Here is a 20,043-nt window from a genome sequence, read left to right on the forward strand (position 1 = left end):
CGAGCAAGTCGAATCGTCGCACCGTCGCCCCTACAGGTTCAGATGTGGTGAGAGTGAATGATGTACAGCCTTGAAGACCTGCTGCACCTGATGAGCCGTCTGCGCGATCCGCAGTTCGGCTGTCCCTGGGACATCAAGCAAACCTACGCCACCATCGTCCCGCATACGCTTGAGGAAGCCTACGAGGTGGCCGACGCCATCGAGCGAGGTGACTTCGATCACTTGCAGGGCGAGCTGGGTGATTTGCTGTTCCAGGTGGTTTATTACAGCCAACTGGCACGTGAAGAAGGGCGCTTCGAATTTGCCGGCGTCATCGACAGCATCACGCGCAAGCTGATCCGCCGTCACCCGCACGTATTCCCCACGGGCGATTTGTACGCACCGCTGGATGTTCCGCGCCTGAGCGAGGAACAGGTCAAGCAGCGCTGGGAAGCGATCAAGGCCGAGGAGCGCGCCGAGAAATCCGAGGCGCCTGAGCAATTGTCGTTGCTCGATGACGTGCCTGCCGCGTTGCCGGCATTGTCCCGTTCGGCCAAGCTGCAAAAGCGTGCGGGGCAGGTGGGTTTCGATTGGCCCGATGCCTTGCCGGTGGTGGACAAGGTGCGTGAAGAACTCGACGAAATCCTCGAAGCGATGGCCGCTGACGACCCCTCGGCGATTGCCGATGAAGTCGGTGATCTGCTTTTTTCGGTGGTCAATCTGGCGCGTCATTTGAAAGTCGATCCGGAAACTGCGCTGCGTGGCGCCAACGGAAAGTTCGAAAGACGCTTCCGTTTTATCGAACAGGCATTGCGCGACACCCACCGACCCATGGAAGATTGCACCCTCGAAGAGTTGGACGCCCTGTGGGGCGAAGCCAAACGCCAGGAAAAGAATTTACCCAGCTGCGGTTGAGCAGCGGCCCAAGCGAGAAACAAGCACCATGAGCATTTCCCTTCGCGACCAGTTGCTCAAAGCAGGGCTGGTCAACCAAAAGCAGGCCAAGCAGGTCGGCAAAGAGAAGCAGAAGCAGCAACGTCTGGCCCACAAGGGGCAGATTGAACTCGATGACTCCCAGCAGCGTGCCGCCCAGGAAGCCAAGGCCGAGAAGGTCAAGCGCGACCAGGAACTCAATCGCCAGCAGCAGGAGAAAGCCGAAGCCAAGGCCCGTGTCGCACAGATCAAGCAACTGATCGAAGCCACGCGCCTGCCAAAGCTGACCACTGAGGATTACTACAACTTCGTCGACGACAAGAAGGTCAAGCGCCTGTCCGTCAATACGCTGATGCGCAACAAGCTCAGCAACGGTTCGCTGGCCATCGTGCACCATGGCGGCGGTTACGAAGTGATCCCCCGTGAAGCGGCCCTGAAGATCCAGGAGCGCGACCCGCAGCGCATCGTGCAGCTGAATGTGCAGACCGAAGAAGCGGCGGCTGAGGACGATCCGTACGCAGCCTTCCAGATCCCTGACGATCTGATGTGGTAAGCCTGCTTGCATAACGACAAACCCCGCTCATGGCGGGGTTTGTCGTTTTTAATGCTGTGGTTTCATGCGGAGCGTAGCTCGCGTTGCCGCTCTTGTATTTCCAGTTCGGCCTTGTAGTTGTGGGCGTCGATTTCGTTATGAAACATCCCGACCAGCAAGTCTTGTTGATGCACGTCCCAGATCCGGATACCGGCGGCTACGCCTTCATGGGACATGTGTGAATCGTCGCGTTCAGTTACTTTTACAGTCATCTGCTAGCTCCAATTTCTGTGATCTGCAGCAAGGCGTGTGCAGGACTCAGTTATAGGATTTGTTAGCCGGCTAAGTAAACGCGCGAAATCGGTAAAGATTCATTGCGAAATTCGCAACAGTGCTACAGCCCGCAAAATCCGCGACATTCGGTCGCAGGGCGTTTGGTTGCATGACAAATGCTTCATCTTGAACAGGTGATTACGCCCCCCTGTAGGAGCGAGCATGCTCGCGATGGTAGCCCAGTCACCGCGGGCATTCAGGCAGCCAGCGTTATCGTTGACGACCATCGCGAGCATGCTCGCTCCTACAGAGGAGGGGGTAGGCAAAAAAAACGCCCCGAACCAGTCGGGGCGTTTTCAGGTACGGCGCAGCAGAAGGGGATTACTTGCCTTCCCAGCGCTTGAGTACCAGCGTCGCGTTGGTGCCACCGAAACCGAAGCTGTTGCTCATCACGGTGTCGATCTTGGCGTTTTCGCGAGTCTTGGTCAGCACTGGCAGGTCAGCCACTTCCGGGTCCAGCTCGTCGATGTTGGCGGAGCCGGCAATGAAGTTGCCTTCCATCATCAGCATGCAGTAGATCGCTTCATGAACACCGGCGGCGCCCAGGGAGTGACCGGACAGGCTCTTGGTGGAGCTGATGGCCGGTGCCTTGTCGCCAAACACTTCACGTACACCTTTCATTTCCGCGACGTCGCCGACCGGGGTCGAGGTGCCGTGGGTGTTCAGGTAGTCGATCGGGGTATCGACGGTGGACAGCGCCTGCTGCATGCAGCGGATCGCACCTTCACCACTTGGGGCAACCATGTCGTAGCCGTCGGACGTCGCGCCGTAGCCAACGATTTCCGCGTAGATCTTCGCGCCACGAGCCAGGGCGTGTTCCAGTTCCTCGACTACCACCATGCCGCCACCGCCAGCGATGACAAAACCATCACGGTCGGCGTCGTAGGCGCGGGAGGCTTGTGCCGGGGTGTCGTTGCGCTTGCTGGACAGGGCGCCCATGGCGTCGAACAGGAACGACTGGCTCCAGTGTTCTTCTTCACCGCCGCCGGCGAACACGATGTCCTGCTTGCCCATCTGGATCTGTTCCATGGCGGTACCGATGCAGTGAGCACTGGTGGCGCAGGCAGAAGCGATGGAGTAGTTCAGGCCCTTGATCTTGAATGGCGTCGCCAGGCAGGCCGAAACGGTGCTGCTCATGGTCCGCGTTACGCGGTATGGACCAACGCGCTTGACGCCTTTCTCGCGCAGGATGTCCAGCGCTTCCATCTGGTTCAGCGTGGACGCGCCACCGGAACCGGCGATCAGGCCGGTACGCGGGTTGGACACTTGCTCTTCGGTCAGGCCGGAGTCGGTGATGGCGTCTTTCATGGCCAGATAGGCATAAGCCGCCGCGTGGCCGACGAAACGATAGATCTTGCGATCGATCAGTTCTTCGAGGTTGAGGTCGATGGAGCCGGAAACCTGGCTACGCAGACCCATTTCGGCATATTCCGGGTTGAACCGGATGCCAGGGCGACTTGCACGCAGGTTAGCGGAGACGGTCTCTTTGTCATTGCCCAGGCACGAAACGATGCCCAGACCAGTGATAACGACGCGGCGCATGCGGATAACCCTTAGAAGTTGTCAGTGGAGGTGAAAACGCCGACCCGGAGGCCTTCGGCGGTGTAGATCTCGCGACCGTCGACAGTGACCGAACCGTCGGCGATGGCCAGGTTCAGCTTGCCCTTGAGGACGCGCTTGATATGAATGTTATAGGTGACTTTCTTGGCGGTTGGCAGCACCTGACCGAAGAACTTCACTTCGCCCGAACCCAGCGCGCGGCCACGGCCCGGCAGGCCTTGCCAGCCGAGGAAGAAACCAACCAGCTGCCACATGGCATCGAGGCCCAGGCAACCTGGCATCACCGGGTCACCTTCGAAGTGACAGGCGAAGAACCACAGGTCCGGATTGATATCCAGCTCGGCGACCAATTCACCTTTGCCGTACTTGCCACCCTCTTCGCTGATCAGGGTGATGCGATCAACCATCAGCATGTTAGGGGCGGGCAGTTGCGCGTTACCTGGGCCGAACAGCTCACCGCGACTGCAGCGCAGCAGGTCTTCCCGGGTAAAGGCGTTTTGTTTGGTCATGCGAGCTCCTCAATAATCCCATGCGGCAGGTGGGGCAAATCTTCCCGGCCGATCGAAGCGTTCATGCCTCGAGTCGGCAGCCTACTCATAGACTATTGCGTTGTAGTGAAAGTCACAGCACCAAGGACATGAAAGTACACTTGTGCACTGAAATTATTATTCAAGCCCCTTTTCGAGGCTATTCGGGTGCCTAAGACTGCCGCAATTTCGCCTTTCACGCCAGTCACAGATGCTCGAAAGGCCTGTATCACTGCACCCATCGTTGGAGAATCTGCTGCAAATCCGTACGTTTGAACGGCTTGGCCAGATAATCGTTCATTCCCGCCGACAGGCAGGTTTCGCGGTCGCCCTGCAGGGCATTGGCGGTCAGTGCAATGATCGGTACGTCGCTGCAACCGGGTAACTGGCGAATCTGTCGAGTGGCTTCGTAGCCATCGATGATCGGCAGTCGGCAGTCCATCAGGATCGCTTCGAAAATCAGGCTTTCGGCACTGCGTACCGCTTGAGCGCCATCGGTGGCGACGCTGACGGTAAAGCCCAGGCTGCGTAGCATGGCCTCGATCACGGTCTGGTTGACCGGGTTGTCTTCGACCAACAGCACATTGCGGCCCGCACCGTCGCTGTTACCCGCAGGTACCCGAGGCGCCAGTACGGGCAACGGCTGTTTATGGCGCGCCAGTGGAATCTCAAGGGTGAAGGCCGAGCCGCGTCCTTCCTCACTCTGGGCACGCAGCGTACCGCCCATGCGTTCGGCGAGCGTGCGGGCGATTGGCAGGCCCAGGCCAGTGCCGCCGTATCGCCTGGATATGGAACTGTCGGCTTGCTGGAAGGCGTTGAACATCGACTCCAGACTCTCGGCCGGAATACCGATGCCGCTATCGCGTACGGTGCATGTAAACCAGAACAGTTCGTGGTCCAGCGCCTGCCATTGCGCTTCAATGCTCACGCGGCCCTGCTCGGTGAATTTCAGCGCGTTGCCGACCAGATTCACCAGGATCTGGCGGATTCGTGTCGGATCGCCCTGAACCTGCAGGGCGTGCATGTCTTCGGGAATTTGCAGCGCCAAATGGAGCCCCCGCTGCGCCGCGCTGTGCTGGAACGATTGGGCGCAGCTACCGATCAGGTCTGCCAGGTTGAACGCAATGTGTTCCAGTTCCAGTTCAGAGCGTTCGATGCGCGAGAAGTCGAGTATATCGTTGATGACTTTGAGCAGGTGTTCGGTGGACTCCGAAGCCAACGCCGCGTACTCGACCTGTTCCTCGGTCATCTCGGTGGTCTCCAGCAGTTGCAACATGCCCAGCACGCCATTCATCGGTGTGCGCAGTTCGTGGCTCATCATCGCCAGGAAATCGGATTTGGCATTGTTGGCCTTCTCTGCCTCCTCGCGGGTCTGGATCAGTTGTGCCATGGCCTGGTGCTGTTCGCGGCTGGCCTGTTCGAGGCCGCTGGCCAGGTTATTGATGTGCTGCGACAGCGCGCCGAGTTCGGTGTCGTCGACAATCGGCAATGGAGTCGTGTAGTCGCCGCCCTGTATGGCCTTGACGGCGTTGCCAATGTCACGGATCGGCTGCGACAGGCTGCCAGCCAGGCGCCGGGCGATGAGGTAGGTGAACAGCAGGGCGAACAGCGCGAGGATGCCGGCCTTGAACAGGATTTCCTGTTGGCGTTTGCTGAAGGCATCGTTGGACAGCCCGACGATCACCCTGCCCAGGTAATCTTCGGCAGGCGCTGCGTTGGCCACCTTGCTGCCGGGGAAAAAGTCGTTGTGCAGCGCGATCCGTTGCAGCCGAACCGGTGCCTGAAACACTTCGACCTGCTGCGAGCGGCTATGGGATTCCGAGGGATGTTCGACGTACACCAGAATCCGGTTGGCGCTGTCCTGGACTTCCAAAAAGCGAACGTTCGGTGTGGCCAGGGTGGCTTTGAGCAGGCTATCGAGGACTTCGTTATTGCCGGATATCACCCCGTATTCCGCCGCCGGCGCCAACTGGTTGGCAATCAGTTGGCCGGTGTGGTTAAGCTCCTGGCGCAGATCCTGGATGCGCACGAAGGTGAAAAAGCTGATCAATAGCAAGGTGAGCAGCAGCGCCGGGCCGAGGCTGATGATTTGCGTGCGGGTGTTGATGTCCCAGCGACGACGGAAAGTCATGGGCGGCTTTCTCCTGCGGCCAACTGTGTTGCGACCCGGGCTTCATCGATCTGTTCAATACCTAATGAACGAGCCACTTGTGGGTTACTCAATACTTTGAAGTGATTGGCATAATGCGCGCGCGGCCAACTGTCCGTCGGGCGGTCGAGCAGTTCGTCGAGAACCGTCAGCCAGTCGCTCTGGTCGCTGTAACTGCTGGCCAGGCTGCCGGCCCTGACGAAAGCGGCGCTGGGACCGATCAAGGCGGTCTGGCGCGAGTAACTGCTGAGCAACAGGTTTTTCGCGGTTCTTGAGTTGTACAGGTCGGGATCCTCCAGGCCCAGCAACACGTCGCTGTTCTTCAGCAAGGCCTGTAAAGGGCGGCTGTCATGGGAATTGTCCCAGCGCTGGGTGACGATCTCCAGGTCCAGCTTCCTGGCGGCCAGACGCAGTTCATTGAGAAGAAATTCGCTATGACGGTCGTAAAGTACGCCGACTCGCCTGGCCTGGGGCAACAGGATACGGGTCAGATGCAGTTGTCGATCCAGCGGCGGATCGCTCCAAAGCAGGGTCAACCATGGGGGCAGCGTGGCTCCCAGTCGTTCGCGGGCTTGCAGGCGGCTGATGCGCAGCGCCAGCGTTGCGGGTCCTCGGGGGTCTTGCAGGCGCCAGTCGAGGCTCGGCAGGTCGAGCAGGATCAATCGGGTTTTCCTGGGTAACTGGCTCGGTGCCGGCAACTGGCTGAGCGGTTGAAAATGTACGGTGTCGGTGGGGCGCAGTTCGCCCAGGGCCGTGGCGAAGGCCTGCATGCCCGGACTGTCTTCGGCACCCGTCAGTAAAATATCCTCGGCGCGGGCGGACAGGCTCCCCAGCCAAGCGACCAGTGCCAGACACAACCCGGCCAGCAGGCGGCCAAGGGTGGGCATCGTCCGTGACAGGCGCGGCGGCATCTAGAACACCAGCTCCGCACTGAAGTACATGACCCGCTGCTGGTCATAACGGTTGTCGACGAAGGTGGTGGGCTGATGATCGAGGCGTTGCTGGAGCACGCCGGCCAGCTCCAGCGTGGCCTTGCCCAAGCCTATGCGTTTGGCGATGCGTGTATCGACCCGTTCAAAGCGATAGCCGTTGAGGGCGTCATCACCATAGTAGAAGAGCGCGCTGTTCCAGCCCTGGCCCCAGTTGCGCAACCAGCCAGCGGAACCACTGTTGCGGGCGGTCTGTCGGGCGTCCAGCGGGTTGCTTGACCGGGCATCGACATAGGCGTAGGTCAGGCGCAACCGGTCGGCACTGCCCAGGCGCCAGTCGACCTGGGTTTCCGCCCCGGTGAAACGCGAGCTGTTGGCGTTGCTGGCGATGTACTGGTTATTGCGCAAGGGCTCGCTGATCATGCCGGTGATCTCGTCGTGGAACGCCTTCACGTCCACGGCCAGTCCCCACTCGGAGAAATAGCCGTTGTAGCCCACTTCCCTGGAACGCATGCGTTCCTTGTCGAGGTCCCCGGGGCCGCGGGTCCTGACGAAATAACGCGCACTGCTCTGACCGAAGGCCGCAGGTTGCAGGTTGGTGACCCGGTAGCTCCAGTTGACATTGTTCTCGAACATGTCCGGCGAACGGATCGCTTCCGAGTACACCGCGCGCAGGCCATGGCGAGGATTGATCAGGTAGTTGACCGCCATTCGCGGAGTCAACGAGCTGCCAGTCAACCGGGTGTCCTCGAACATCGCGCCACCCTGCAACAGCCAGTGCTCGGTTGCCCGCCACTCGAGATGGCCAAAGGTACGCCAGGTGGTGTCATCGAACTTGCCATTGAAGTACGTCTCGGAGTCGGCCCGGTCGTAACGATAGTTCATGCCGCTGACCAGTCGCAGGCTGTCGGACAGGCTGAGGGTGTCCTGTAATTCAAGGTCGTACCGCGACTCGCGGATGCTCTGGTCAATGTCGCCGCACAGGCTTTGCCCGGCACCGGCGCGCCACTGGTCCAGCACCTGGTTGGCCAGCGTCTGTTGCGCCGCCGTGCCGGTCGGGGCGCCGGGACCCAGGTATTGGGTGATGTTGCGCGCCAGTCGCTCGGTGTAATTGGGGTTGAGCTGCCAGAGTTCGGTCAATTCGGGACTGAAGGAGATTTCGGCGTCGCAGGCCCGCCACGTCTGCTGGCGATCCCAGTGCTGGGCCGAACCCTGGATATAAAGGCTGTGTTCAGGATTGATGTCCAGGTTCCAGCGCAACGAGCCGGCATAGTCTTTGGCGTTCACGTCGGAATTGTTGCCGGCGGCGGTAATCCCCGAGAACACCGGCCGGTAGGTGTATGGCCGCTGATTACTGCCTTCCTTGGCATTGAATTGCCAGTCCAGGCTTTGCCACTCGTCGAGCGCCTGGCTGATGGCAAGGTTGATGCGGTTCAGGCGTCGGCTGTCACGGTAATCGGCGCCATGACGGTCCGAATCGAAGCCGTCGTCCTGCTGGCCGGACATCGACAGGCGCAGGTCACCAGTGTCCCAGCCGACGCCCTGGCTGGCGTAGAAGTCGTCGATGCCGCGCTGACCGCGGGTGACCTTCAATCGCGTGCCGAAACTGTCAGCCGGGTGGCGGGTGATGATGTTGACCACCGCCATCAGCGCATTGGCGCCATAGCTGACGGTGTTCGGGCCGCGGAAGACTTCGATGCGCTCAATGTCCTCCATGGCCACGGGAATATCACTCCAGTCCACCGTGGCCAGGCCGGCGCGGTACACCGAGCGACCGTCGATCAGCACCTGCAGACGCCGCGCATCGCTGGCGTTGGTGCCGTGATAATTCACGGCGGGCTGATTGCCGGTGATGTTGCCGACCATCATGCCCGGCACCAGGCGCAAGAGTTCGCTGATGTCCCGGGCGCCGCTGCTGTCGATCAGTTCACTGTCAATCACCGTCATGCTGCCGGGCACTGCGGCGGGCGACTGTTTCAGGCGCGTGGCCGTCAGCACCTGTGGCAGTTGCTCGCTGTCGGTGAACAGGTCGTCAGCGAGCAACGGCGGGCTGAGGAGCAGCGCCAGGACCAGCGGCGAGCGAGTTGAAGCAGAGCCAAACGACACGACACATCCTTGATAGCGAATCACTGGCGCGCATGTTAACCGAGCCCATCGACTTTTCCAGTCACGATGACCGCATTTTCCTCGTCATTATTGGTCATCTTCATACAAGTGCCGGTATTTGATGCGGGGGCTGTCCGTCACTGGGCCGCTCCGTATAATGCCGGCATCGCCACTGGTATGGATTAACGGATTGCATATGACTGAACAGCGCCCGATTGCGGTTCTGGGAGGCGGAAGTTTTGGTACCGCCGTGGCTAATCTGCTGGCCGAGAACGGGCACCAGGTTAGCCTGTGGATGCGTGATCCCGCACAGGCCGAAGCCATTGCGGTCAATCGCGAGAACCCGCGCTACCTCAAGGGCATCAAGGTGCTTGCTGCCGTGGAGCCCACCACGGACCTGCTGGCGACGCTTGCGGCGTGTGAGCTGTGTTTCGTTGCGCTGCCTTCCAGCGCGCTGCGGTCGGTGCTGGCCCCTCACGCGCAGCTGCTGAGCGGCAAGATGCTGGTGAGCCTGACCAAGGGAATCGAAGCCCACACATTCAAGCTGATGAGCGAGATCCTCGAAGAGATCGCTCCCCAGGCGCGCATAGGTGTGTTGTCCGGGCCAAACCTGGCCCGGGAAGTCGCCGAGCACGCGTTGACCGCCACCGTGGTCGCCAGCGAAGACGAAGCGCTCTGCCAGCAGGTTCAGGCTGCGCTGCACGGTCGTACCTTTCGCGTGTATGCCAGCGCCGACCGTTTTGGCGTGGAACTGGGCGGGGCGTTGAAAAACGTCTATGCGATCATCGCTGGCATGGCAGTGGCACTGGGCATGGGCGAAAACACCAAAAGCATGCTGATCACTCGTGCACTGGCGGAAATGACCCGTTTCGCAGTGAATCAGGGTGCCAACCCGATGACATTCCTCGGGCTTGCGGGGGTCGGTGATCTCATCGTGACCTGCTCTTCGCCCAAGAGCCGCAACTATCAGGTCGGTTTTGCACTGGGCCAGGGCTTGAGCCTGGAAGACGCCGTGGCGCGCCTGGGCGAAGTGGCCGAAGGTGTAAACACGCTCAAAGTGCTCAAGGCCAAGGCCCAGGAAGTCGGCGTATATATGCCGCTGGTCGCCGGGCTGCACGCGATCCTGTTCGAAGGGCGCACGCTCAGTCAGGTGATTGAACTGCTGATGCGCGGCGAACCCAAAACTGATGTCGATTTCATTTCCACCAGTGGTTTCAACTGATCACGCTATAGACAAGGGCAGGGCATTGCACATGAGCGAACCGAAAGTAGAAGACCAGTACGAGTCCATCCTTCTGCGGGTGTTGTGGATGATCGTTTTCCTGCTGGTGTGGCAGGTGGCGCAGTTCATGCTCGGCGCCGTGGTGCTGGTGCAGCTGGTCTATCGTTTGTTTTATGGCGCTCCGAGCGCCAGCCTGATGAATTTCGGCGACAGCCTGAGCCAGTTCCTGGCCCAGATCGGTCGATTCGGCACGTTCCACAGCGACCAGAAACCCTGGCCGTTCGCCGACTGGCCGGCGCTGCGCACCCCGGAAGGTGAAGCTGCGCACGTCGTGGCGCCGGCGCCGCATCCGGCCCGAGATGAGGAACCCAAGCTATGAAACTCTGGGTATTGCGTCATGGTGAAGCCGAGCCTTACGGCAAACGTCCGGACTCCGAAAGGGCACTGACGGCCCACGGTCGGGAAGAGGTGTTACGCTCAGCGGCCGAGTTGATGGGGCGTCCCATCACGGCCATTTATGCCAGTCCTTACCTGCGTGCACAGCAAACCGCCGAGATCATGCGCACGGCCCTGGGTTTCGCACCGGACATCCGCACTGTGGAATGGCTGACCCCAGACAACCGCCCGCAAGCGGTTGCCGAACAATTGGTCTCGGTGGACCACGCGTTGCTGGTCAGCCACAACCCGCTGGTGGGTAATTTGCTGGGTTACCTGCAACACGGCCACGTGCAAGAACCCGAAGCGGTCAAGACCGCGGGCCTGGCCGAACTGGAGGGCGATCTCCCGGTGGCCGGGGCGATGAAGCTGAATGGTATCAAGCACCCGTAGATGCGGTGATATGTATCTTTTTGTGAAGTAATCAACCAAGCAACCGCTTGGTTGGCTACGCTTGCTCCAGACCAAAAACAAAGGAGCGAGTCGCATGTCTGCTGCTTTTCGTTTGCCGCTGGACGTCTTCTACGAGCGTGAAGCCCGTCATCCCCGTCAGCGCTACCTGGTTCAGCCAGTGGGCGGCGGCCAGGTCGAAACCCTGACCTGGGCAGACGTCGGTCATCAAGCCCGGTGCGCGGCGCACTGGTTGCGGGCCCGCGAATTGCCGCAGGGCAGCCACATCGCTCTGATCTCGAAAAACTGCGCCCACTGGATCATCGCTGACCTGGCGATCTGGATGGCCGGGCATGTGTCGGTGCCGTTGTACCCCAACCTCACCGCCGATTCCGTCGCGCAAGTGCTGCAACACTCCGAGGCGGCCCTGGCGTTCATCGGCAAGCTCGATGACTGGCCCGCCATGTCCCGTGGAGTCAGCCCAGATCTGCCCACCATCAGCCTGCCGCTGCACCCGCCGGGCAGCTTCAGTTACAGTTGGGAAGACCTGCAAGCCTGCTCGCCGATCCTGGACAATCCGATGCCTGCCGCCGATCGGTTGGCGACCATCATTTACACCTCCGGCACCACGGGTCTGCCCAAGGGTGTCATGCACACCTTTGGCACCCTGGGTTTCGCCACCAGCGGCGGCACCCAGTTGTTCGGTCTCAACGAATCGGATCGACTGCTGTCATACCTTCCGCTCTGCCACGTTGCCGAACGCATGTTCGTCGAACTGGCTTCGATCTACACCGGGCAAACCGTATTTTTTGCCGAGAGCCTGGACACTTTCCTCACCGATATGCAGCGTGCGCGCCCCACGGCATTGTTCGGCGTGCCACGGATCTGGACCAAGTTCCAGATGGGCGTATACGGCAAGATCCCAGCCAAGCGCCTGGATTTGCTCCTGGGTTTGCCTTTCATTGGCAAGCGGGTAGGGCGAAAGGTGCTCGCCGGGCTTGGGCTGGATGCGTTGCGGGTGGCCCTGTCCGGGGCGGCGCCAGTCCCTCAGACCTTGCTGCTGTGGTACCGCAAGCTTGGGTTGGACGTGCTGGAGGTGTATGGCATGACCGAAAGCTGCGGGTATTCCCACATCGGTCGGCCCGGCGAGAACAAGCGAGGCTGGATCGGCAAGCCGTGCCCGAATGTTGAAGTGAAGATCGACGAATCCGGCGAAGTCCTGGTGCGCAGCGGGGCAACCATGCTCGGCTATTTCAAGGAGCCGGAGAAAACCGCCGACACCCTCACCGGGGACGGCTTCCTGCGTACCGGTGACAAGGGTGAGCAGGACGCCGAAGGCAACCTGCGGCTGACCGGGCGGCTGAAGGAAATCTTCAAGACCAGCAAAGGCAAGTACGTAGCACCGGCACCGATTGAAAACCGTCTGGCGGTGCATTCCCGGATTGAGCAGGTGTGTGTGGTCGGCGACGGTCTGATCGCGCCACTGGGGCTGTGCGTGCTGTCGGCTGTCGGGCAACAGGACGCCGTGGGTGCCGCGCGCGCGGGACTGCACTCGAGCCTGGAAAAACTGCTGGAGGAGGTCAACGGCGTTCTCGACAAGCACGAGCGTCTGCATCGCCTGGTGGTGGTCAAGGACAGTTGGGCGGTGGAGAACGGTTTCCTCACGCCGACCCTCAAAATCAAACGCAACGTGATCGAGGCGGCTTACGGTTCGCGTTTTGCAGAATGGAGCGAGCACAGAGATGCGGTGCTGTGGCAGGATTGAGTCACGAACAAAACCAATAAAGGATGCCTGCGATGAGTTTGTGGCGTACCACTCCGAACATCGAGCAATTGAACGCAATTCAGAAGAACACCATTGGCGAAGTGCTGGACATCCGCTTCGAAACCTTCGACGACGAGTCCCTGACTGCCAGCATGGTGATCGACCATCGCACCCACCAGCCTTATGGTTTGCTCCATGGGGGCGCCTCGGTGGTGCTGGCCGAGTCCGTTGGTTCCATGGCGAGCTACCTGTGCATCGACGCCAGCAAGTTCTACTGCGTGGGCCTGGAAATCAATGCCAACCATTTGCGCGGCCTGCGCAGCGGGCGCGTGACCGCTGTCGCCAAGCCCATCCACATCGGGCGCACCACCCACGTCTGGGACATTCGCCTGACCAGTGACGAGGGCAAGGCCAGTTGCGTGTCACGCCTGACCATGGCGGTGGTGCCACTGGGTGAGAACCCGCGGGCGCGTTGATTGCAAACGGCGGGGTATTCGCCTGACCGGACTGTCATCATTCCTGGCAGTTACGGTCATTGCTGCGGGTCCCTGTCTTGCGGACAATCAACGCCTGTCATTGTTTTTGGACTTCGCCGGTATGTCGCAGCAGGTATTTTTCGCTCACGCCAACGGTTTTCCCTCGGGGACCTACGGCAAGTTGTTCGCGGCGTTGGCGCCCGAGTATCAGGTTGCGCATTTGCCGCAGCACGCCCATGACCCGCGTTTCCCGGCGGATGACAACTGGCATAACCTGGTGGACGAGCTGATTCACCACCTCGAACAACAGGCGCAACCGATTTGGGGGGTGGGGCATTCCTTCGGTGGCGTGCTGCACCTGCATGCGGCGTTGCGTTGCCCTGAGTTGTACCGAGGCGTAGTCATGCTCGACTCGCCAGTGCTCACCCGCGCCGATCAGTGGGTGATCCGGGCGGCCAAGCGTTTTGGCTTCATCGACCGCCTGACACCGGCGGGGCGTACGCTGGGGCGCAAGGAAGAGTTTGCCGACCTCGACAGCGCCCGGCGCTATTTCGCCGGTAAAACCCTGTTCCGCAGTTTCGATCCGGAATGCTTCGACGCCTACCTGCAACACGGTCTGGAACCGGTAGGCGACAAGTTGCGCCTTCGTTTCGATCCCGCCACCGAAATCAGTATCTACCGTGGCGTGCCTCACACCAGCCCTGGCCATACGCGTCACTTGAAGGTGCCGCTGGCGGTAGTGCGTGGGCGTGACAGCCGTGTGGTCATGCGTCATCACGCCAGTTCCGTCGGGCGCCTGCCACAGGGCGAGTCCCTGACCATGCCGGGCGGGCACATGTTTCCCCTCGAGCGGCCACAGGACACCGCCACGCTGCTCAAGGACCTGTTCAGCCGCTGGGGCGGTCGCCAACAACGGGATTGCGCATGAAGCCGGTGGTCGAAGAAGTTCGCCTGAGCCTGCCGCATATCGAACTGGCAGCGCACCTGTTCGGTCCAGAAGACGGTTTGCCGGTCATTGCCCTGCATGGCTGGCTGGACAACGCCAACAGTTTTGCCCGATTGGCGCCCAAGCTCAAAGGGTTGCGCATCGTCGCACTGGACATGGCCGGTCATGGTCATTCCGGGCATCGTCCGGCGGGTGCCGGTTATGCCATGTGGGACTATGCCCACGATGTGTTGCAGGTCGCCGAGCAAATGGGCCTGAAACGGTTTGCGCTGCTGGGGCACTCCATGGGTGCCATCGCTTCGCTGATCATCGCCGGATCGATGCCTGAGCGCGTGACCCATCTTGCCCTGATCGATGGCGTCATCCCGCCGACGGACAAAGGTGAAAACGCCGCCGAGCGCATGGGCATGGCGCTGCAAGCGCAGTTGGACCTGCGGGAGAAACGCAAGCCGATCTACGCCACCCTCGACCGCGCCATCGAAGCGCGCATGAAGGGCCTGGTGGCCGTCAGTCGAGAAGCCGCCGAGCTGCTGGCACAACGGGGCCTGATGCCAGTCTCGGGTGGCTACACCTGGCGAACGGACAATCGCCTGACGCTGCCGTCGCCGCTGCGCCTGACCACCGAGCAGGCGATGGCCTTCGTCCACCGTATCAGTTGCCCAGCGCTGTTGGTTGTCGCGGCCGAAGGCATGCTCGCCAAACACCCCGAGTTGCTGGAGCGTCTACCCTTTAGCCTTGAACAGCTGCCAGGCGGTCATCATTTGCACCTGAATGACGAGTCCGGAGCGGATCTTGTAGCAGACTGTTTCAATCGGTTCTTCGCCATTCCTTGACTTGCGTTCGGCAACTGTCGAGGCTGGTCGGGTTGAATGGGGAGACAACCATGAAAGATCTCTACACCGAGGGTGCCCGGGCGATGCTGATCCGATGACCTTATCCATACGTTCACTCAGCCTGCTGACGTTCTGTAGTTTCAGTTCTCTGTCATTTGCCGCGGATGTTCCGGGCAGTCAGGATTTGCCGATCGTGCCGCGCATGACCGATTCACAGATCGTCGACTATCGGCCCGCGACCGAACTCGAGCGGATCTATCCGATGGGTTCGATTCGCAAGATCAGTGGCCAGTTGCGCTTCGACGGCCAGGTCAGCGCGCGGGGGCATACCACTTCGGTAACCTACGAATTGCCACCGGAGCAAACTTCCAACGCTGCGTTCACCACTGCTCGCGAAGCGTTGCAAAAACAGGATGCGCAGTTGCTGTTCTGGTGCCAGGCCCGCGATTGTGGCGAGAGCAGCTTGTGGGCCAATGAAGTCTTCGGCAACGCCAAGCTCTATGGTTCCGATGAGCAGCAGGCATACCTGCTGTTACGACTGGCGGCGCCCAACGACAACACGCTGGTGGCGCTGTACGGCATCACCCGGGGTAATCGCAAGGCCTACCTGCACGTTGAGCAGTTTGACGCGACTGCGCCGCTGGGGGAATTGCTGCCAACCTCCGCGACCTTGTTGCGTGAGCTCAAAAGCACGGGGGAGCTCGATTTTCCACAGCTGACCGGCGCCCCCGAGGAGACCTGGCTGCGTCTGTTGTCGCGTGGCCTGAATCTGGACACTACCCTGCGGGTGAGCGTGTCCGGGCCGAATGCCGAAGCCTGGCGTCAGGCGCTGATTGGCCAGGGCGTGCGCACGGCGCGCCTTGAAACCGGTAGCGTCGAAGGCTCGGGTCTGCACATGGAGCTGTTGCGATAAGCTGTACCAGGCGGGTGCGCGGGGCGCATTCGCCTATTCTTTTGCAGACTGACTTTTTTCGAGATCCGGATGATCAATAACGATCGGCTGTTGGTGCAGATCCTGCTCCTGGTGCTGTTTGGCGCGAGCCTTTGGGTCATGGCGCCGTTCTGGTCGGCGTTGTTCTGGGGCGCGGTGCTCGCGTTCGCCAGTTGGCCCTTGATGTTGTTGCTGACCCGTTGGCTCAACGGCCGCGAATCCCTGGCGGCGGCAGTGCTGACCCTGGGCTGGATGCTGCTGGTGGCGGTGCCGTTGGTGTGGCTGGGTTTCAACCTGGCGGATCATGTGCGCGACGCCACGGCATTCATCAAGGATGTGCAGATGGAAGGCTTGCCCGAGGCGCCGGACTGGCTGGGGGGCGTTCCGCTGGTGGGCGAGCGGCTGGTGGTGGTCTGGAACAGCATCGACCAGCAAGGTGCGGCATTGCTGGCGTCGCTCAAACCCTATCTGGGGCAGGTCGGCAACTGGTTGCTGGCGCGCAGCGCGCAGATTGGCGGCGGCATTCTGGAGCTGACGCTGAGCATCGTCTTCGTGTTCTTTTTCTATCGCGACGGGCCGCGCCTCGCCGCTTTCGTCCATGGCTTGCTGCAGCGCTTGATCGGTGATCGTGCCGGTTACTACATCGAACTCGTGGCGGGTACTGTGCAGCGGGTGGTGAACGGCGTGATCGGCACGGCCGCAGCCCAGGCAATCCTTGCGTTGATCGGCTTCCTCATCGCCGGCGTGCCGGGCGCGCTGGTGCTCGGTATCGTCACTTTCCTGCTCAGCCTGATTCCCATGGGGCCACCCTTGGTCTGGATTCCGGCGACGGCCTGGCTGGCCTGGAAAGGCGAGTACGGGATGGCGGTGTTCCTGGGCATCTGGGGCACGTTCATCATCAGTGGGGTCGATAACGTGCTCAAGCCTTACCTGATCAGCCGTGGCGGCAACCTGCCGCTGGTGATCGTGTTGCTGGGGGTGTTCGGCGGGTTGATTGCGTTCGGGTTCATCGGCCTTTTCATCGGCCCGACGTTACTGGCGGTGGCGTACAGCCTGTTGAACGATTGGAGCAAGAGCCAGGCAAAACCCTGAAAACGCCTCCCATTGTAGGAGCGAGCTTGCTCGCGATGGAAGATCAGGCAACGCTGGCATTCAGGCGGCCCGCGTCATCGTTGACCTCCATCGCGAACAAGTTCGCTCCTACAGATCCGGTGGTGTCCCTGTAGGAGCGAGCTTGCTCGCGATGGAGGATCAGGCAACGCTGGCATTCAGGCGGCCCGCGTCATCGTTGACGACCATCGCGACGGTTCGACGCCTCGGCAAGCCCGCTCCCACAGGAGAACGCGGACCTCTGTAGAAGCGAGCCTGCTCGCGGTGGTCGTCAGGTCGCCGGGGATTACGTGGCCACGTTGAGGTATTTGCCCACGGTGGCGACGTTGTCGAGCGAATACTGCTTGCTCAGGTTGGCGATCATTTTTTCCAGCGCCTGGGTCACACTCGCTTGATCAGTGGAGCTGTCCGTATCGAGCTGGCTGAACGCGTCTTCACTGGATGCTTGCTGGGGTGGCGGGGTGAGGCTGGCGGCCAGTTCGTCCTTGCTGACGACGCCGTCTTCATTCTTGTCCAGGGCCGAAAAAATCTCGCTGCTGTCGGCGCTGCTGCCGGCACTGGTCAAACCGGTGGTCAACTCGTCATTGCTGATGGCGCCATCGCCATCAGTGTCCAGCGCGGTGATCAGCGCGTCAGCGAGCTCGGTGTCCGGTGCCTGATCACGGGGTGGTGGCGGTGGGGGGGCCATCGCTGCCATTTCTTCACTGCTCAGGCTGCCGCTTTCGTCGCTGTCCAGGTCGGCGAAATTCTTGCTCAGGCTGACCAACAGGCCATCGTCGGACTTCTGCGACAGGGCGTTGTTGAGCTCATCCTGATCCACCGAGCCGTCGCTGTTGGTGTCGAGTTTGCCCAGCAGCTGTTTCTGGAACTGCTGGCTGCGGGCATTGCTGGTACTGGTGACGCTGCTGGTATAGCTCGTGTAGTTGCTGACGCTACCGATCATCGGGCTCACTCCCTGGAATGGAAAACCGGCGGGTGCACCGGCTTGTGCAGAGTCGGGGAGCTGTTTGTCGTGGGTGTGTGAGGTTTGTACCGATCGCTAAACACAAGGTGGGAGAGGGCTTGCTCCCATGCGGGGAAGGCGGATGACGGCGGTCAATCCGCCGCCCGGCGTTTCTTCCAGCGTCAATTGCCCGCCCAGGCGTTCCGCTGCTTCGCGGGCAATGGTCATGCCCAGGCCGACACCACCGGAATTACGGTTGCGCGAACCTTCCAGGCGAAAGAACGGTTCGAACACGGCCTCGCGTTTATCCGCAGCGATTCCCGGCCCATGGTCGATGACCCGGATGATCAGCTGCTCGCGGCTGTCTTCAAGTTCGATCCGCGCCTGCCCGGCGTAACGAAGGGCGTTATCCATCAAATTGTTGATGCACGAGCGCAAGGCCATGGGCTGGACCTGCAGGGGCGCGCAGTGGCCGTTTGCCTGGACATCGGCGCCCTGGTCCTGGGCGTTTTCACTCAGGGACTCGACCAATGCCTGCACGTCCATCCACTGAGGGGCTTCGCTGGCGCGCTGTTCGTGCAGATAAGAGAGGGTCGCGTCGAGCATGCTGATCATGTCGTCCAGATCCTGGCGCATCTGGCTTTGCAGCCTGTTGTCGTCGATCTGTTCCAGGCGCAGCTTGAGCCGCGACAACGGAGTACGCAGGTCGTGGGAAACCGCGCCAAGCATGCGCGAACGCTGCTGCACTTGCCCGATGATGCGTTTCTGCATCAGGTTGAAAGTCGACGCGGCCTGCCTGGCCTCCCGGGGGCCGGACTCGTCCAGCGGTGGGCTGTCGAGGTTTTCACTCAGGCGTTCGGCGGCGTCGCTCAGGCGCTGGATCGGTCGGCTCAGCAGTTTGGCGCCGTACCAGGCTGCAATGATCAGCGAAACGAACTGGAACGTCAGCGGCACCAACGGCCCGCCGAACCAGGGGCGCGGTGGTCGGTTCTCGAAACGTGGATCCGGTGGCGGACGGCCGTCGAAGCCTTCGGTGAATCCGGGCGGCGGCGGGGGTGGCGGAGGACCGTAGTGATGAAACCAGGCAAAGGCCAGCAGGTGCGCCAGGATGATCGCCAGCAACAGCACGCCAAACAGGCGACCGAACAGCGTATCGAAGCGCGCTCGCATCAGCCGATATCCCGGGCGTCGAACAAATAGCCTTCGCCGCGAACGGTCTTGATCAATTGTGGCGCTTTCGGGTCATCCCCGAGTTTCTGGCGCAGGCGGGACACCAGCAGGTCGATGCTGCGATCAAAGGCCTCGATCGAGCGACCGCGTGCCGCGTCCAGGAGTTGCTCTCGGCTGAGCACCCGGCGAGGGCGCTCGATGAACACCCACAGCAGGCGAAACTCGGCATTGGACAACGGCACCACCAGCCCATCGGCGGCGATCAGCTGGCGCAGCACACTGTTCAGACGCCAGTTGTCAAAGCGCACGTTGGCGCGCTGTTCGGTGCGGTCGTCACGCACGCGGCGCAAAATGGTCTGGATGCGCGCCACCAGTTCTCGCGGTTCGAAGGGCTTGGCCATGTAATCGTCGGCACCCAGTTCCAGGCCGATGATGCGGTCGGTCGGCTCGCATCGTGCAGTCAGCATGAGAATCGGGATATCCGATTCGGCACGCAGCCAGCGGCACAGCGAAAGACCGTCCTCACCGGGCAGCATCAGGTCGAGCACCACCACGTCAAAATGTTCCGCCTGCAAGGCCTGTCGCATGGCGGCGCCATCGGTGACGCCGCTGGCGTGAATGTTGAAACGAGCCAGGTAATCGATCATCAGTTCACGGATCGGAACGTCATCGTCGACGATCAGTGCCCGGATGCTCCAGCGTTTGTCGTCGCCGGGCGCTTTTTGATCGTCGTTCGAGGGGGCTTGAGTGCTGTGCATGCGTGCGTTCATCTGC

The 20,043-nt window shown here is 61.1% G+C and carries 20 protein-coding genes; 11 read left to right on the forward strand and 9 right to left on the reverse strand.

Going from position 1 to position 20,043, the window contains the following annotated elements:
- The first annotated feature begins 60 nt into the window (after window positions 1-60).
- Complete coding sequence (gene mazG / locus AB4N64_RS02935; protein ID WP_460126580.1) at window positions 61-894, forward strand: nucleoside triphosphate pyrophosphohydrolase; 834 nt, start codon at window positions 61-63, stop codon at window positions 892-894.
- A 28-nt stretch (window positions 895-922) separates the two neighbouring features.
- The gene (locus tag AB4N64_RS02940) at window positions 923-1,465 is read left to right on the forward strand and encodes a DUF2058 domain-containing protein (RefSeq protein ID WP_460121836.1); all 543 of its coding nucleotides are present in this window, start codon (window positions 923-925) and stop codon (window positions 1,463-1,465) included.
- A gap of 62 nt (window positions 1,466-1,527) precedes the next feature.
- Here the strand turns inward: AB4N64_RS02940 and AB4N64_RS02945 are convergent, their stop codons facing one another.
- The 6 genes from AB4N64_RS02945 to AB4N64_RS02970 form a co-directional block, all read right to left on the reverse strand.
- A complete protein-coding gene (locus AB4N64_RS02945; protein ID WP_460121838.1) occupies window positions 1,528-1,716 on the reverse strand; it encodes a hypothetical protein in 189 nt (62 codons plus the stop codon).
- A gap of 382 nt (window positions 1,717-2,098) precedes the next feature.
- Window positions 2,099-3,319, reverse strand: coding sequence for a beta-ketoacyl-ACP synthase I (fabB, locus tag AB4N64_RS02950; protein ID WP_460121840.1), 1,221 nt, complete (start codon window positions 3,317-3,319; stop codon window positions 2,099-2,101).
- 11 nt (window positions 3,320-3,330) lie between these two features.
- Complete coding sequence (gene fabA, locus AB4N64_RS02955; protein WP_003227150.1) at window positions 3,331-3,846, reverse strand: 3-hydroxyacyl-[acyl-carrier-protein] dehydratase FabA; 516 nt, start codon at window positions 3,844-3,846, stop codon at window positions 3,331-3,333.
- A gap of 247 nt (window positions 3,847-4,093) precedes the next feature.
- Window positions 4,094-5,995 carry an ATP-binding protein gene (locus AB4N64_RS02960; protein ID WP_460121842.1) on the reverse strand — a complete coding sequence of 634 codons (1,902 nt, stop codon included), beginning with the start codon at window positions 5,993-5,995 and terminating at the stop codon, window positions 4,094-4,096.
- The gene (locus AB4N64_RS02965; RefSeq protein WP_460121844.1) at window positions 5,992-6,924 is read right to left on the reverse strand and encodes an ABC transporter substrate-binding protein; all 933 of its coding nucleotides are present in this window, start codon (window positions 6,922-6,924) and stop codon (window positions 5,992-5,994) included. The genes AB4N64_RS02960 and AB4N64_RS02965 overlap by 4 nt, the downstream gene beginning before the upstream one ends.
- Complete coding sequence (locus AB4N64_RS02970) at window positions 6,925-9,048, reverse strand: TonB-dependent receptor plug domain-containing protein (RefSeq protein WP_460121846.1); 2,124 nt, start codon at window positions 9,046-9,048, stop codon at window positions 6,925-6,927.
- Between the two features lie 196 nt (window positions 9,049-9,244).
- Here AB4N64_RS02970 and AB4N64_RS02975 point away from each other — a divergent pair, with 196 nt between their 5' ends.
- From AB4N64_RS02975 to AB4N64_RS03015, 9 genes are all read left to right on the forward strand, one after another.
- Window positions 9,245-10,270: an NAD(P)H-dependent glycerol-3-phosphate dehydrogenase gene (locus tag AB4N64_RS02975; RefSeq protein WP_460121848.1), complete on the forward strand. Its 1,026-nt coding sequence runs from the start codon at window positions 9,245-9,247 to the stop codon at window positions 10,268-10,270.
- 31 nt (window positions 10,271-10,301) lie between these two features.
- Window positions 10,302-10,649: a DUF4389 domain-containing protein gene (locus AB4N64_RS02980; protein WP_460121850.1), complete on the forward strand. Its 348-nt coding sequence runs from the start codon at window positions 10,302-10,304 to the stop codon at window positions 10,647-10,649.
- A complete protein-coding gene (gene sixA / locus AB4N64_RS02985; RefSeq protein ID WP_460121852.1) occupies window positions 10,646-11,098 on the forward strand; it encodes a phosphohistidine phosphatase SixA in 453 nt (150 codons plus the stop codon). Before AB4N64_RS02980 ends, sixA begins: the two co-directional genes overlap by 4 nt.
- 94 nt (window positions 11,099-11,192) lie before the next feature.
- The gene (locus AB4N64_RS02990; protein WP_460121854.1) at window positions 11,193-12,860 is read left to right on the forward strand and encodes an AMP-binding protein; all 1,668 of its coding nucleotides are present in this window, start codon (window positions 11,193-11,195) and stop codon (window positions 12,858-12,860) included.
- Between the two features lie 32 nt (window positions 12,861-12,892).
- Window positions 12,893-13,336: a hotdog fold thioesterase gene (locus AB4N64_RS02995; protein WP_460121856.1), complete on the forward strand. Its 444-nt coding sequence runs from the start codon at window positions 12,893-12,895 to the stop codon at window positions 13,334-13,336.
- A 121-nt stretch (window positions 13,337-13,457) separates the two neighbouring features.
- Window positions 13,458-14,264: an alpha/beta fold hydrolase gene (locus tag AB4N64_RS03000; protein WP_460121858.1), complete on the forward strand. Its 807-nt coding sequence runs from the start codon at window positions 13,458-13,460 to the stop codon at window positions 14,262-14,264.
- Window positions 14,261-15,115, forward strand: coding sequence for an alpha/beta hydrolase (locus AB4N64_RS03005; RefSeq protein WP_460121860.1), 855 nt, complete (start codon window positions 14,261-14,263; stop codon window positions 15,113-15,115). The genes AB4N64_RS03000 and AB4N64_RS03005 overlap by 4 nt, the downstream gene beginning before the upstream one ends.
- Window positions 15,116-15,221: 106 nt before the next feature.
- Window positions 15,222-16,028 carry a DUF4892 domain-containing protein gene (locus AB4N64_RS03010; protein ID WP_460126582.1) on the forward strand — a complete coding sequence of 269 codons (807 nt, stop codon included), beginning with the start codon at window positions 15,222-15,224 and terminating at the stop codon, window positions 16,026-16,028.
- A gap of 69 nt (window positions 16,029-16,097) precedes the next feature.
- Complete coding sequence (locus tag AB4N64_RS03015; RefSeq protein WP_460121862.1) at window positions 16,098-17,138, forward strand: AI-2E family transporter; 1,041 nt, start codon at window positions 16,098-16,100, stop codon at window positions 17,136-17,138.
- Between the two features lie 304 nt (window positions 17,139-17,442).
- On the opposite strand, the gene xopAW is transcribed toward AB4N64_RS03015, so the two are convergent.
- The 3 genes from xopAW to AB4N64_RS03030 form a co-directional block, all read right to left on the reverse strand.
- Entirely contained in the window at window positions 17,443-18,099 is a 657-nt protein-coding gene (xopAW, locus tag AB4N64_RS03020) for a XopAW family type III secretion system calcium-binding effector (RefSeq protein ID WP_460121864.1), read from the reverse strand.
- Between the two features lie 96 nt (window positions 18,100-18,195).
- The gene (locus AB4N64_RS03025; protein ID WP_460121866.1) at window positions 18,196-19,269 is read right to left on the reverse strand and encodes a sensor histidine kinase; all 1,074 of its coding nucleotides are present in this window, start codon (window positions 19,267-19,269) and stop codon (window positions 18,196-18,198) included.
- Entirely contained in the window at window positions 19,269-20,027 is a 759-nt protein-coding gene (locus AB4N64_RS03030) for a response regulator (RefSeq protein WP_460121867.1), read from the reverse strand. The genes AB4N64_RS03025 and AB4N64_RS03030 overlap by 1 nt, the downstream gene beginning before the upstream one ends.
- Between the last annotated feature and the right edge of the window lie 16 nt (window positions 20,028-20,043).

Source organism: Pseudomonas sp. S2_C03 (assembly GCF_054668405.1).

Bases quoted from the DNA above. Each gene is read 5' to 3' on its own strand.
- fabA (WP_003227150.1), bottom strand. From the start codon at position 3,846: ATGACCAAACAAAACGCCTTTACCCGGGAAGACCTGCTGCGCTGCAGT.
- AB4N64_RS03025 (WP_460121866.1), bottom strand. From the start codon at position 19,269: ATGCGAGCGCGCTTCGATACGCTGTTCGGTCGCCTGTTTGGCGTGCTG.
- AB4N64_RS03000 (WP_460121858.1), top strand. From the start codon at position 13,458: ATGTCGCAGCAGGTATTTTTCGCTCACGCCAACGGTTTTCCCTCGGGG.
- AB4N64_RS02990 (WP_460121854.1), top strand. From the start codon at position 11,193: ATGTCTGCTGCTTTTCGTTTGCCGCTGGACGTCTTCTACGAGCGTGAA.
- fabB (WP_460121840.1), bottom strand. From the start codon at position 3,319: ATGCGCCGCGTCGTTATCACTGGTCTGGGCATCGTTTCGTGCCTGGGC.
- AB4N64_RS03015 (WP_460121862.1), top strand. From the start codon at position 16,098: ATGATCAATAACGATCGGCTGTTGGTGCAGATCCTGCTCCTGGTGCTG.
- AB4N64_RS02960 (WP_460121842.1), bottom strand. From the start codon at position 5,995: ATGACTTTCCGTCGTCGCTGGGACATCAACACCCGCACGCAAATCATC.
- AB4N64_RS02940 (WP_460121836.1), top strand. From the start codon at position 923: ATGAGCATTTCCCTTCGCGACCAGTTGCTCAAAGCAGGGCTGGTCAAC.
- AB4N64_RS03030 (WP_460121867.1), bottom strand. From the start codon at position 20,027: ATGCACAGCACTCAAGCCCCCTCGAACGACGATCAAAAAGCGCCCGGC.
- AB4N64_RS02980 (WP_460121850.1), top strand. From the start codon at position 10,302: ATGAGCGAACCGAAAGTAGAAGACCAGTACGAGTCCATCCTTCTGCGG.
- AB4N64_RS02965 (WP_460121844.1), bottom strand. From the start codon at position 6,924: ATGCCGCCGCGCCTGTCACGGACGATGCCCACCCTTGGCCGCCTGCTG.
- AB4N64_RS02995 (WP_460121856.1), top strand. From the start codon at position 12,893: ATGAGTTTGTGGCGTACCACTCCGAACATCGAGCAATTGAACGCAATT.
- AB4N64_RS02945 (WP_460121838.1), bottom strand. From the start codon at position 1,716: ATGACTGTAAAAGTAACTGAACGCGACGATTCACACATGTCCCATGAA.
- sixA (WP_460121852.1), top strand. From the start codon at position 10,646: ATGAAACTCTGGGTATTGCGTCATGGTGAAGCCGAGCCTTACGGCAAA.
- mazG (WP_460126580.1), top strand. From the start codon at position 61: ATGTACAGCCTTGAAGACCTGCTGCACCTGATGAGCCGTCTGCGCGAT.
- xopAW (WP_460121864.1), bottom strand. From the start codon at position 18,099: ATGATCGGTAGCGTCAGCAACTACACGAGCTATACCAGCAGCGTCACC.
- AB4N64_RS03005 (WP_460121860.1), top strand. From the start codon at position 14,261: ATGAAGCCGGTGGTCGAAGAAGTTCGCCTGAGCCTGCCGCATATCGAA.
- AB4N64_RS02975 (WP_460121848.1), top strand. From the start codon at position 9,245: ATGACTGAACAGCGCCCGATTGCGGTTCTGGGAGGCGGAAGTTTTGGT.